Origin of the sequence: Ruegeria atlantica, from assembly GCF_013032455.1 — a bacterium.
In the GTDB taxonomy this organism is placed as follows: domain Bacteria; phylum Pseudomonadota; class Alphaproteobacteria; order Rhodobacterales; family Rhodobacteraceae; genus Ruegeria; species Ruegeria atlantica_B.
In genome coordinates this window covers 35,651-47,276 of sequence record NZ_WQCF01000001.1, presented here as the reverse complement: position 1 = coordinate 47,276, position 11,626 = coordinate 35,651, and the positions used below count along the sequence as shown (strand labels likewise).

Annotated in this window: 11 protein-coding genes; 5 read left to right on the top strand and 6 right to left on the bottom strand. The window is 57.6% G+C overall.

Annotation, left to right across the window (positions count from 1 at the left end):
• Positions 1–51 precede the first annotated feature (51 nt).
• Together GOW93_RS00235 and GOW93_RS00230 are read left to right on the top strand one after the other, a co-directional pair.
• Positions 52–657, top strand: a complete 606-nt coding sequence (locus GOW93_RS00235) for an rRNA large subunit pseudouridine synthase E (protein WP_170381063.1) — start codon at positions 52–54, stop codon at positions 655–657.
• A gap of 31 nt (positions 658–688) precedes the next feature.
• The gene (locus tag GOW93_RS00230) at positions 689–1,114 is read left to right on the top strand and encodes a VOC family protein (protein ID WP_170381062.1); all 426 of its coding nucleotides are present in this window, start codon (positions 689–691) and stop codon (positions 1,112–1,114) included.
• Between the two features lie 125 nt (positions 1,115–1,239).
• Here GOW93_RS00230 and GOW93_RS00225 read toward each other — a convergent pair whose 3' ends face one another.
• Both GOW93_RS00225 and GOW93_RS00220 read right to left on the bottom strand, forming a co-directional pair.
• Positions 1,240–1,905, bottom strand: coding sequence for an alpha/beta hydrolase (locus GOW93_RS00225; protein ID WP_170381061.1), 666 nt, complete (start codon positions 1,903–1,905; stop codon positions 1,240–1,242).
• Positions 1,902–2,534, bottom strand: coding sequence for a DNA-3-methyladenine glycosylase family protein (locus tag GOW93_RS00220; RefSeq protein ID WP_170381060.1), 633 nt, complete (start codon positions 2,532–2,534; stop codon positions 1,902–1,904). Before GOW93_RS00220 ends, GOW93_RS00225 begins: the two co-directional genes overlap by 4 nt.
• Before the next feature lie 98 nt (positions 2,535–2,632).
• Here GOW93_RS00220 and GOW93_RS00215 point away from each other — a divergent pair, with 98 nt between their 5' ends.
• A complete protein-coding gene (locus tag GOW93_RS00215; protein WP_170381059.1) occupies positions 2,633–3,862 on the top strand; it encodes an MFS transporter in 1,230 nt (409 codons plus the stop codon).
• Between the two features lie 3 nt (positions 3,863–3,865).
• On the opposite strand, the gene GOW93_RS00210 is transcribed toward GOW93_RS00215, so the two are convergent.
• The 3 genes from GOW93_RS00210 to cysS are packed head-to-tail and all read right to left on the bottom strand — an operon-like array spanning position 3,866 to position 7,676.
• Positions 3,866–4,642, bottom strand: a complete 777-nt coding sequence (locus GOW93_RS00210) for a phytoene/squalene synthase family protein (protein ID WP_170381760.1) — start codon at positions 4,640–4,642, stop codon at positions 3,866–3,868.
• Between the two features lie 2 nt (positions 4,643–4,644).
• A complete protein-coding gene (gene cimA / locus GOW93_RS00205; protein ID WP_170381058.1) occupies positions 4,645–6,279 on the bottom strand; it encodes a citramalate synthase in 1,635 nt (544 codons plus the stop codon).
• The gene (gene cysS / locus GOW93_RS00200) at positions 6,279–7,676 is read right to left on the bottom strand and encodes a cysteine--tRNA ligase (RefSeq protein WP_170381057.1); all 1,398 of its coding nucleotides are present in this window, start codon (positions 7,674–7,676) and stop codon (positions 6,279–6,281) included. Before cysS ends, cimA begins: the two co-directional genes overlap by 1 nt.
• Positions 7,677–7,939: 263 nt before the next feature.
• On the opposite strand from cysS, the gene GOW93_RS00195 reads away from it, so the two are divergent.
• The gene (locus tag GOW93_RS00195) at positions 7,940–9,130 is read left to right on the top strand and encodes a pyridoxal phosphate-dependent aminotransferase (protein ID WP_170381056.1); all 1,191 of its coding nucleotides are present in this window, start codon (positions 7,940–7,942) and stop codon (positions 9,128–9,130) included.
• 6 nt (positions 9,131–9,136) lie between these two features.
• Here GOW93_RS00195 and GOW93_RS00190 read toward each other — a convergent pair whose 3' ends face one another.
• Positions 9,137–9,655, bottom strand: coding sequence for an outer membrane protein (locus GOW93_RS00190; RefSeq protein WP_170381055.1), 519 nt, complete (start codon positions 9,653–9,655; stop codon positions 9,137–9,139).
• Positions 9,656–10,072: 417 nt separating this feature from the next.
• On the opposite strand from GOW93_RS00190, the gene GOW93_RS00185 reads away from it, so the two are divergent.
• The gene (locus GOW93_RS00185) at positions 10,073–11,617 is read left to right on the top strand and encodes a trimethylamine methyltransferase family protein (RefSeq protein ID WP_170381054.1); all 1,545 of its coding nucleotides are present in this window, start codon (positions 10,073–10,075) and stop codon (positions 11,615–11,617) included.
• The last annotated feature ends 9 nt before the right edge of the window (positions 11,618–11,626 follow it).

Genomic DNA, 11,626 nt, shown 5'->3' with positions numbered 1-11,626 from the left:
CAGTTATCCACAGGTTGCGTCGGCAATGCCCCTCAGGCTATGGCGTTGAGCATGAGCTGGTTCATCCGATTCAACAAACCTTTCGACGTGCTGCCGCAATTCACCGACCGCGCTAATGCGGATTCGCCGCGCAGCACCCTGTCGGATTATATCGACCTGCCCGGTGTCTATCCCGCCGGTCGGCTGGATCGTGACAGCGAGGGATTGATGCTGCTGACCGACAACGGGCGACTGCAGGCGCAAATCGCTGATCCCAAGCACAAGATGTCGAAAACCTATTGGGTTCAGGTCGAAGGGCTGCCCGACGCATCAGCACTGCAAGCCCTGCGCAACGGTGTTGAGTTAAAGGACGGCCTGACCCGCCCCGCCAAAGCGCGCTTGATAGATGAACCTGCCGGATTGTGGCCACGAAATCCTCCGATCCGGGTACGTCAGACGGTGCCGGATTGCTGGATTGAACTTACCCTGCGCGAAGGACGAAACCGTCAGGTGCGCCGGATGACAGCGGCAGTGGGTCACCCGACCTTGCGCCTGATCCGGGCACGGATCGGGGATTGGAACTTGGATGGGCTGGCGCCGGGCCAGTGGGATAGCCTGCCCGCACCTGCTGTAAGCACTGCGCCGGGCCGTAAAAGGGACCGACGCCCACGCCGGTGACAAAAACCGCATGTTGTGATATACTTACAGTATGAAGGTCACCCCGCACATACCAGTTCCTAGCGGCATTCTCGAAGCCGCACTTTATGTTGATGACCTGGACGCGGCCGAGCAATTCTACGGAGAAATCCTGGCGCTGAGCAAAATTCAGCGCGTAGCCGACCGGCACGTGTTCTACCGGATTGGAAACTCGGTCCTGCTACTGTTCAACGCGGACGAAACGAAAAAACCACCGGGAAATCCGGATTTGCCCGTCCCGCCCCATGGCGCGCGTGGTCCTGGTCATGTCTGCCTCATTCTGACACGCGCCGAGATTGACGTGATGCGCAAACATCTACTGGATTGGAATATCCCAGTAGATGCCGAGTTTGACTGGCCTGGCGGCGCGCGCTCACTCTATGTCCGCGATCCGGCGGGAAATTCGATCGAGTTTGCCGAAGGGCATCTGTGGGCCTGACCGACCACCGCACCGTTGCAGTCCCGCAGCTCAAACCTCTTTGAAGTCCTGCCGACCGGGATGCCATTGCGCAGCGGCACGCCGATACCACATCCTCGGGCAGCATCCGGCGGACCACAAATACCCTACAGACTCAGCTTGTCCCGCATGAAGGCCAGCGCAACGCTCAGACCGTCCGGAGCGATTCCGTGGCCGGTACCCTTCATCACATGCGCGTAGATTTCTTTGAAATCAGCCGCTTGTAGGGCTTCCGCTGCCTCAGGTAGTGATTGCGGTGGCACAACATCATCGGCATCTCCGTGCACCAGCAAAACCGGCATCCGGCTGACTGTTTCATCGGGCAACAAATCGGGCTCAAGTAACCGGCCCGAGAATGCAACGATGCCGGCAACCGGGTCTTCGCGGCGCGGGGCGACGTGCAGGCTCATCATCGTACCTTGCGAGAAACCGAACAGAACGACCTGCTCGGGCAGCACGTCTTCGTCTACCATCAAAGCATCGAGGAAAGCGTTGAAGTCTTCGACCGCCATCTCCATGCCTCGCCGCGCCTCTTCCTCGGACGAACCGTCAATCCAAGGGATCGGAAACCATTGGAAGCCGTTGGGCATACCGGGGATCTGCTCGGGCGCATCTGGGGAAACGAACAGCGTGTCTGGAAGGTGCTCACCCAGAGGATCAGCCAGCCCCAGCAAATCGGCACCATTGGCCCCATAGCCGTGCACGAACACCACGACCGAGCGTGTATCGCCCGAAACCGGCTCTTTTCGGAGCGCATTCAAAACCCGTGTCATCTGATCCCTTCTCGTTCTTTTGCCACCCGGTAATAGGCCCACAAAACACGGGCCGCAACCGACCTCCAGGGCGACCAGGCCTCGGCCATCTGTCGCAGTTCCTTATCGGTGGGGCGTTTGGGCAGCTCATAGAGGATGCGCGCCGCTTCTTGCAACGCCAGGTCACCCGGAGCGATCACATCGGCGCGACCCAGCGAGAACATGGCGTAGATCTCTGCGGTCCATACTCCAATGCCCGGCACTTCGGTCAAATTGGCAACAACATCCGCATTAGAAGCGTCGCGTAACCTTTTGTAATCAATCCTCGCCTCAGCCAACGCACGGGCATAGCGTATCTTTTGACGACTCAATCCGACGGCCCTCAGATCATCATCAGTGGCCCACATAATCTTGCGCGGCCCGGTCAGTTTCGCATCCTGCAGGCGTTTCCAGATAGCATTGGCCGAAGCTACGCTAACCTGTTGACTGACAATCGCACTGAGCAGTTGCGCGAACCCATCCGGGCGTCGGCGCAAAGGTAAGGGGCCGGTTTGTTCCATCGCCCACGCCATGCGCGGACAGGTCTCGGCCAGCCAAGCAGCCCCTTCGGCAACACAGTCGGGTGTTTCGATGATGCGTCCGACAGACATGGAGGCTCCGGGCCGTTGGCGATGGGCTCACGTTAGGGTGCTTTGTCGCAGATGCAACCCGCTTGTATGACCCGTCTTTCAAAGATACCCATGAGCGCATGACACTTGCCGCCGCCACCCCACCCGACAACAGTCAGGCCAAACGAAACGTTGTCGTTTTGGTGGCGGCTCAGGCTGTGCTGGGCGCGCAAATGCCGATGATCTTCATCGTGGGCGGTTTGGCGGGGCAGTCTTTGGCCTCAAACCCTTGTCTGGCCACCCTGCCCATTTCACTGATCGTTCTAGGCTCGATGCTGGCAGCCACACCAATCTCGGCGATCATGCAACGGTGGGGCCGCCGCGCGGGGTTCTTGGTTGGCGCGACAGCCGGTGCCTGCGGAGGTGTTGTTGGTGCGTATGGCTTATTCTTGGGCTCGTTCCCCGTCTTTCTTCTGGGCAGTCTGCTAACCGGCATCTATATGAGCGCGCACGGTTTCTACCGGTTTGCCGCAGCTGACACTGCGTCCGACGAATTTCGTCCCAAGGCAATTTCATATGTTATGGCGGGCGGGCTGGCTGCAGCCATCATTGGTCCGCAGATCGTCAAGTTAACATCAACAGCCTATGTTATTCCATTTCTCGGTACCTATCTGGCCGTGATCGCGGTTAATATCTTTGGCTCGGCACTGTTCTTTTTTCTCGACATCCCGACCCCTGCGGCCCCCAAAGAAGATGCCCCCAATGGCCGAACCCGGCTTCAGATGCTCAAAACCCCGCGCATTGCCGTGGCAATCATCTGTGCGATGGTGTCATACGCGCTGATGAACCTTGTGATGACATCGACCCCCTTGGCTGTGGTGGGTTGCGGGTTTACTGCAAATGACGCTGCGGATGTTGTTACCAGCCATGTGCTTGCGATGTATGTGCCCAGCTTTTTCACCGGCCAACTCATCACACGATTTGGGGTCGAGAAAATCGTCGCCCTCGGCCTTGCCATTCTTGCTGGCGCGGGCGTTGTTGCCCTGCAAGGTATCGAGTTGGGCAATTTTTTCGTCGCGCTGATTCTGCTGGGGGTTGGCTGGAATTTCGGGTTTATCGGCGCCACCACAATGCTGGCCGAGTCCCATGACGTCAGCGAACGCGGTCGGATGCAAGGCCTCAATGATCTGCTGGTGTTCGGCGGCGTCACCCTTGCATCGCTAGCATCAGGCGGGTTGATGAACTGTTCAGGCGGGTCTCCGGTCGAAGGCTGGACGGCCGTAAACCTTGCCATGATTCCTCTGCTGACATTGGCTGGCGGCGCTCTGCTATGGCTGGTTCTGAAACCATCCGAACAGGAAACAGTCTGACTCCTACCAACGCGCGCTGGCCACAGTCCTCATCAAGGAAAAGCGGCGCCGTATTTCACCCTGTGCTAGATCACCAGCCGCCACACGTTCCGGTCTGGCAACAGCCCGCCGCAGAATCCAATCTGCCTGCCACCCGGCATAGAGTGCTGGGCGTGCTTTCGCCGAAATCCCTGATGCGTTGGACCGTGCACGCTTGAGCCGGTCAAGGGCCTGTCCTGCCAAAGCGCGAACCCCCTCGGGCGTTCCATCTAACAACGGAATCCGGCCTCGTGCCTCTAGCTCCGGAATGGCTCGGAGCCAATTTGCCACTCCAACAGCGTAACCGACATCGTGCAACACATCCTCGTCCGCTGTCCCTAGCACTTGCGCCGCCGCGACCATAAGAGATCCGGCACTATGGTTGATGTAAGAGTCGAAGTGCGCCTCATCCTCAAACGGATCTCGGTAGATATCCCAGCGCCTTACGGCCACATATTCATCAAGCATGGCAGCCAAGTGTGGTGACAAGACCTGTGACAGGGGCGTCACGACCTCATGCCTGCGTACAGCCTGGCCCTCGGCGATCTCTTGCAGCGCGTCGCGCCACCATTGCAGGCGCATTTCGGCTATCATCGGCTCTTGCGTGACCCAAGGAGCGCGTGCGACCTCGACATTCAACGCATAGAGTGGGAATAGCAAAGGTCGCACCGCCACCGGCGCTGCCATTACCGCCATAAACCGATCCGGATCAGCACGGTGCACCAGTGACGCGCACGCTTTGACGTCGTCGTCGAACTCCACGGTCACTCAGCCACCGCCGCATGCGACCCGCAATCGCGTACCAGTTTCCATTGAATCGCATCCAGCAGCGCCTCAAACGAGGCATCAACTATGTTCGCGCTGACGCCCACGGTCGACCAGCGGCGACCCTGCCCGTCTTCGCTGTCGATGATGACACGCGTAACCGCCTCGGTGCCGCCCTGCGTTATGCGGACTTTAAAGTCGACCAGCCGCATATCGGACAGAATTTCGGAATATTGCCCCAGATCCTTTGAAAGTGCCTTGGCCAGCGCGTTCACCGGCCCCCGATCATTGCCGTTTTCGTCCATGGACTCACTGACCGAAAGTTTCTTTTCACCATCGACCTTCACGACAACCACCGCCTCGGACAGGCTGATCATCTGGTTGTACTTGTTCTTGCGCCGTTCAACGGTAACCTTGTACCGCTTTACCTCGAAAAACTCGGGCAGTTGTCCCAGTTCATCGCGTGCCAGCAATTCGAAACTGGCTTGGGCAGTGTCATAGGAATACCCCTCAGCCTCTCGCTGCTTGATCCGGTCCAGAATGCGTTCCAGCGCCGGGTCGCCTTTTTCCACGGCCAACCCAGCCTCGGTCAGGCGTTTGCGCAGATTCGACTGTCCCGCCTGGTTCGACATCGGAATGATCCGCGCATTCCCGACCGAGGCTGGGTCCACATGCTCATAGGTCGACGGATCCTTGAGAATGGCGCTGGCGTGCAGCCCCGCCTTATGGGCAAAAGCTGACGCGCCGACATAGGCGGACTGCTTACTCGGCACCCGGTTCAGTATATCGTCCAACATTCGGCTTATGCGGGTCAAACCCGCTAAAGCATCTGCACTGACGCCGATGTCAAGCGACGACGCATAAGGCTCTTTCAGCAACAAGGTGGGAATCAAAGCGGTCAGGTTCGCGTTGCCACAACGCTCACCTAGCCCGTTTAATGTGCCCTGAACCTGACGCGCGCCCGCGTCGACGGCGGCCAGAGAACAGGCCACCGCATTCTCTGTATCGTTGTGGGTGTGAATGCCCAGCCGATCCCCCGGCAAGCCTGCGGCGATGACATCAGAGACGATCTTTGCTACCTCAGCCGGCAACGCGCCGCCATTGGTATCACACAGCACAATCCAACGCGCACCGGCATCCAGCGCGGCCCGGCAGACCTCGACCGCGTAACCGGGGTTGTCCTTGTAGCCATCAAAGAAGTGTTCGGCATCGAACAGGGCTTCGCGCCCCTGTCCCACGATATGCGCGACCGAGGCGCGCACGTTCTCGATATTCTCTTCCAGCGTAATCCCCAGCGCATGGGTGACGTGGTAATCATGCGATTTGCCGACCAGACACACCGCTTGCGTCCCCGCATTCATCACTGCGGCCAGCACATCATCATTCTCAGCCGAGCGGCCCGACCGTTTGGTCATGCCGAACGCGGTGAGACGTGCGGAGGTCTTGGGCGCGACTTCGAAAAACGCGCTGTCGGTCGGGTTCGCCCCGGGCCAGCCGCCTTCGATATAATCCACGCCCAGGTCATCCAGAGCCTGCGCAATCTGCACCTTCTCAGTGGTCGAGAACTGGACCCCTTGCGTCTGCTGCCCGTCGCGTAGGGTCGTGTCGTAGAGGTAGAGGCGTTCCTTGGGCATCACACCTCCTCCAGCTTGGCTGCGTCAAACCCGGCGCCCGGAACCAGTTCGACACCGTCCTTGCTCATGCGAACTTCCAGACCGGCTGCCAGATAAGCGGCTTTCAGTCGATCCACTTCCGAGAAATCCTTGCTCTGCATCGCAACGGCCCGCGCATCCGCCAGCCGATCCGCATGCGCAGACAGGTCCACCGGACCTGTATCCGCCCACGCGCCCATCTCGTCAGACAACAGACCCAACAGTTGCGCACTCGCTAGCAACCCCGCCGCATCGCTATCTCCAGCCAAACGGTAAAGTTCAGCCAAAGCGCCCGCTGTGTTCAGATCGTCACTCAGCGCGGCAATGACCGCGGGCGCTGCGTTGGCGGCAGGCTCGATGCCCGCAGTCAGCGCCCGCCACTTGCGCAGCGTCGACTCGGCCTCGCGCGCTTTCTTCTCGGTCCAGTCCATCGGCTTGCGATAATGGGTCTGCAGGAAGACAAAGCGGATCACCTCACCCGGTACGCCCTGTTCCAGCAGATCATGCACGGTAAAGAAATTGCCCAGCGACTTGGACATCTTCTTGCCTTCGACCTGCAGCATTTCATTGTGCAACCAGACGCGCGCAAACTCGCCCTCCGGATGGGCGCAGCAGCTTTGCGCGATCTCATTCTCATGATGCGGGAACATCAGGTCGTTACCACCGCCGTGAATGTCAAAGCTCTCGCCCAACAACTCATAGGCCATGGCCGAGCACTCAATATGCCAACCCGGACGCCCCCGGCCCCAAGGGCTGTCCCACCCCGGCAGTTCGTCAGTCGAGGGTTTCCACAGCACGAAATCCATCGGGTTTTTCTTATAAGGAGCAACCTCGACCCGCGCGCCCGCGATCATGTCGTCCACCGAACGTCCGGACAAAGCTCCGTAGTGCTCTTTCCAGCTGTCTACAGCAAACAAAACATGGCCTTCAGCCGCGTAGGCATGGCCCTTTTCGATCAGCCCTTCGATCATCGCGATCATCTGGTCGATATACTGTGTCGCGCGTGGCATCTCATTGGGCTCCATCGCCCCCAAGGCGCCCATGTCATGCAGGTACCAACCGATGGTCTCGTCGGAACGTTCCTGGACCAACTGCTCCAACGTCCCCTCGGCACCGGCCTTCTGACGCGCCAGAGCGGTTGCGTTGATCTTGTCATCGACGTCGGTAAAGTTCCGCACATAGGTCACGTGATCAGCGCCATAAACATGCCGCAGCAAACGGTAAAGCACATCGAACACCACTACGGGCCGTGCGTTACCCAAATGAGCGCGATCATAAACAGTGGGTCCGCAGACATACATCCGCACATTATCGGCGTTAATCGGCACGAAATCCTCTTTCGTCCGCGTCCTTGTGTTGTGCAGTTTGATCGTCGTCATCGGTTGGCTCCTAAGAACAGCGTAACTTCTCGCTTTGACGCGGGCTTAGCAACTTGTCTCAGGGATGAAAACGAAAGAAACCGGCCCGCTTGAACTATCAGCAGGTAATGCAGCAAATAATGGTGCAGGTCATCGGGTTCATAATCACCCAGTAACACGCAGATCGCACTGAGCCAAGTGCTGAGGTATATCCAAGCGACTTTGATTGACATTACTCAACTCCTCTGGCCCTGTCTGCGCACAAGACCAACGGGAGGTGGACCATGAAGCTGTCGCATTGCATCACGCATCTGACCGGAGGTGGCAGTGATGGTTGGGATGTGTTCTATCGTGCCCGTCAGATGATCAGCGATGGCTACGCCGTGACCGAGTTGACCATTGGAGAACACGACATCCGCACCGATCCGTCGATTCTTGAGGCGATGGACCTTTCGGCGCGGCAGGGTCACACCGGATATGCCATGGTTCCCGGAACCGACCTGCTACGAGATACGGTGGCCGCTCGTCTGCAGGCTCGCACCGGTGTCCCCACCACACGCAACAATGTGCTGATCACGCCCGGCGGCCAATCAGCTCTGTTTGCCGCCCATGTTGCCGTTTGCGGTCCGGGCAATGTGGGCCTGTACCTTGATCCTTACTACGCCACCTATCCCGGTACGATCCGAGCCAGTGGCGCAACTGCTCGGGTGATCCAGACCACGGCCGAAGATGCCTTCCAACCGCGGCCAGAACAGATTGAGGCCGCCGCAGGTGGCGCAGTGTCTTTGTTGATCAACACGCCTAATAATCCGACCGGAGCGGTCTACTCGCGCCCGACATTGGAGGGAGTTGCCGAAATCTGTCAGAAACGCGACCTGTGGCTGATTTCGGATGAGGTCTACGATACGCAGGTCTGGGACGGTGAACATATCTCACCACGCATTTTACCTGATATGAAAGAGCGTACACTGGTTGTTGGTTCGATGTCCAAATCCCATGCCATGACTGGCTCTCGCTGTGGATGGATCGTTGGCCCGGAAGAGGTGATATCTCATCTGATCAACCTCGCTACACATACGACCTATGGGGTTCCCGGATTTATTCAGGACGCCGCAAGCTTTGCTTTGAATGCTGGAACTTCGTTGGAGGATAAAATCTCCGAGCCATTCCGCAGGCGGCGTGCCCTCGCAGTTAGCATCCTAAGCAATCAGAACACTGTCGGGTTGGTTCCGGCGCAAGGCGCGATGTACGTTATGTTGGACATCCGCGCCACCGGCCTTAGCGGCGAAGAATTTGCCAATACGCTACTGGATACTCAATCCATTGCAGTGATGCCGGGTGAAAGCTTCGGGGCCGCAGCCGCTGGTCATATTCGGGTGGCCATGACAATCGACGACGAGAGGTTCGAATCTGCCCTGAATAAAATATGTGAATTGGCGAAAGAGTTAGCCCAAAATACCGTTGCCAGGGTTTGACAGGCTTCAAAAGCGGAACGATGTCCGCAGGTTAAAGATGCTGGTGTCCAAAGTGCCGTTCGAACGGGTGACATCATCGAATTCCTGCCTCAACGCTTCACCGCTGATGATCAACCGATCATTTACAGGATAAGCGACGCCAATTCCGTAAACGGCGGCCGTGTCGTTATCAACTGTGGAGTCGGCCCTAGCGGCACCAACCACCACGTAGCCCAACGCCGCACCAAAATCATATCCACCGCGAATTTTCAGGCTTGATACACTGTCCAGGCTTCCCTCACCCTCACCCAGATCCAGAGACAGGCGATTATATTCCAGTTCACCACCCAGAACAAAATTTCCGAAATCACGATCGAATCCGGCATGAAGACCAAAACTAAGGTCGTCGTCGCCCGAGCCTTTTGGCCCATCCGCATCTGCATATCCAAAGCTGAAACCAGCATAAGCCCCCGACCAATCCTCAGCCAGCAGCGGCGTCGCGAGCGACACAAACGCTATTAAACTGAGGGCCTTAAGGGCTTTCATTAATCTCTCCTAAAAACCAATTGCCGCAGCTTCAGTCTTTAAAGTCAAGTTAACTTAGAAATCTGGCTCAAAATCCTTAAGATTCAATTTAGATCCGGAACCAATTTAAAATAAGTGAATAAACTATAACAAATTTTTTACCTCATCTGGGAAAAAATATGCAGATATATAAAACAGTGTGACATTCCCATTTACACTTCGCTTTTGGGCACCCTAGTCGCAAACAGAACAGAATATACCGGTGCGCAGCGGAATACTTCGGCTCATAAGGTGAGGAGCTTTATGCAAAACGAAGTTTGGAAAATTCGACTGGTCAGCCGCACTATCGGCGCGGATCGTGGGCGTGCTGCGCGTGGGCGGCCATTGGGGGCGTAAACCAAGCCACCCTGTCCCCACTCAAATTCCGGAATCCAAACCATGAACGATCAATCCCGCACCACATCCCGCAGCGGTGGACGCGCCGCGCGGCGTGCTGCCCGTGCCACTGCCCTGCCCGAGCATCTGCGCCCCGTCCGCCCCGGCATGGAGGGTGGTGTTCTCAATGTTCTGACCCCAGCACAGATCGAACGCATCCACCAAGCCGCTCTGACAGCGCTTGAAACAATTGGTCTGGCGGATGCTCCCCAAAGCGGCATCGACTATCTGGTCGCCGCCGGGTGTATTCTTGGCGATGATGGCCGCATCCGGTTCCCCCGCGCGCTGGTTGAAGACACGATCGCCAAGGCCAATCGGACAATCACTCTCTACAGTCGGGACGGTAAAACCGACCTCGAACTGTCCGGCACAAAGGTTCACTACGGTACAGCCGGTGCAGCAGTAAGCATGGTCGACGTTCATGGGCAGGAATACCGTGACTCGACCGTTCAGGATCTGCATGATGCCGCCCGCATTTGCGAACAGTTGGAAAATATTCACTTTGTCCAGCGCCCTATGGTTTGTCGCGATATCCCAGACAACCTTGAGATGGACCTGAACACGATCTACGCCGCCTGCTCAGGCACGTTCAAACATATCGGAACATCGTTTACCGAACCCAGCCATGTGGCCCCCGCGATGGAGATGATCCACATGATCGCAGGTGGCGAAAACAAGTATCGAGAGCGGCCATTCGTTTCAAACTCCAACTGCTTTGTCGTGCCTCCGATGAAATTCGCAACCGAAAGCTGCGAAGTGATGGAGGAGTGCATCAAGGCCGGAATGCCGGTTCTGCTGTTGTCCGCCGGGATGGCTGGGGCCACCGCGCCCTCAACAATCGCGGGCGCAATTACTCAGGCCACTGCGGAATGCCTTGCCGGTTTGGTTTATGTAAACGCCGTAAGCCCCGGTGCGCCGGCTATTTTTGGCACTTGGCCTTTTGGTCTAGACCTGCGCACGGGCGCGATGTCCATCGGATCTGGCGAGCAGGCCCTGTTAACCGCAGGATGCGCCCAGATGCACCGTTTCTACGATCTGCCGGGCGGAGCTGCTGCCGGTGCGTCAGATTCAAAATTGCCCGACATGCAAGCCGGCTGGGAGCAAATGTGCTCAAACGTCATGGCGGGCCTATCGGGGCTGAATATGGTGTACGAAGCTGCAGGCATGCACGCCTCACTGCTGGGTTTTTGCCACGAAAGCCTGATACTCAGCGATGACTTGATCGGCCAGGCGCAACGCTGCGTGCGCGGCATCGAGGTCACTGATGAAACTTTGGCACTGGATCAGATTGCCGAGGTCTGCATAGGCGGGCCGGGTCACTATCTGGGCACCGATGCAACACTCGGCCGGATGCAGGCGGATTATGTCTATCCCAACTTCGGGGATCGCACCTCACCAAAGGAATGGGCGGAACTAGGCAAACCCGATCTGATCGAAAAGGCAATCAAACGGAAGGAGGAGATTTTGTCTACAGCATCTCCGGCCCGGTTCGACCCGCTTTTGGACGCCGAGATTCGGGAAAAATTTAACATTCATCTACCCTCATAAGACAATGTA

Coding starts and splice junctions, on each gene's coding strand:
- GOW93_RS00235 (WP_170381063.1), top strand. CDS start 52: ATGAGCTGGTTCATCCGATTCAACAAACCTTTCGACGTGCTGCCGCAA.
- GOW93_RS00230 (WP_170381062.1), top strand. CDS start 689: ATGAAGGTCACCCCGCACATACCAGTTCCTAGCGGCATTCTCGAAGCC.
- GOW93_RS00225 (WP_170381061.1), bottom strand. CDS start 1,905: ATGACACGGGTTTTGAATGCGCTCCGAAAAGAGCCGGTTTCGGGCGAT.
- GOW93_RS00220 (WP_170381060.1), bottom strand. CDS start 2,534: ATGTCTGTCGGACGCATCATCGAAACACCCGACTGTGTTGCCGAAGGG.
- GOW93_RS00215 (WP_170381059.1), top strand. CDS start 2,633: ATGACACTTGCCGCCGCCACCCCACCCGACAACAGTCAGGCCAAACGA.
- cimA (WP_170381058.1), bottom strand. CDS start 6,279: ATGCCCAAGGAACGCCTCTACCTCTACGACACGACCCTACGCGACGGG.
- cysS (WP_170381057.1), bottom strand. CDS start 7,676: ATGACGACGATCAAACTGCACAACACAAGGACGCGGACGAAAGAGGAT.
- GOW93_RS00195 (WP_170381056.1), top strand. CDS start 7,940: ATGAAGCTGTCGCATTGCATCACGCATCTGACCGGAGGTGGCAGTGAT.
- GOW93_RS00190 (WP_170381055.1), bottom strand. CDS start 9,655: ATGAAAGCCCTTAAGGCCCTCAGTTTAATAGCGTTTGTGTCGCTCGCG.
- GOW93_RS00185 (WP_170381054.1), top strand. CDS start 10,073: ATGAACGATCAATCCCGCACCACATCCCGCAGCGGTGGACGCGCCGCG.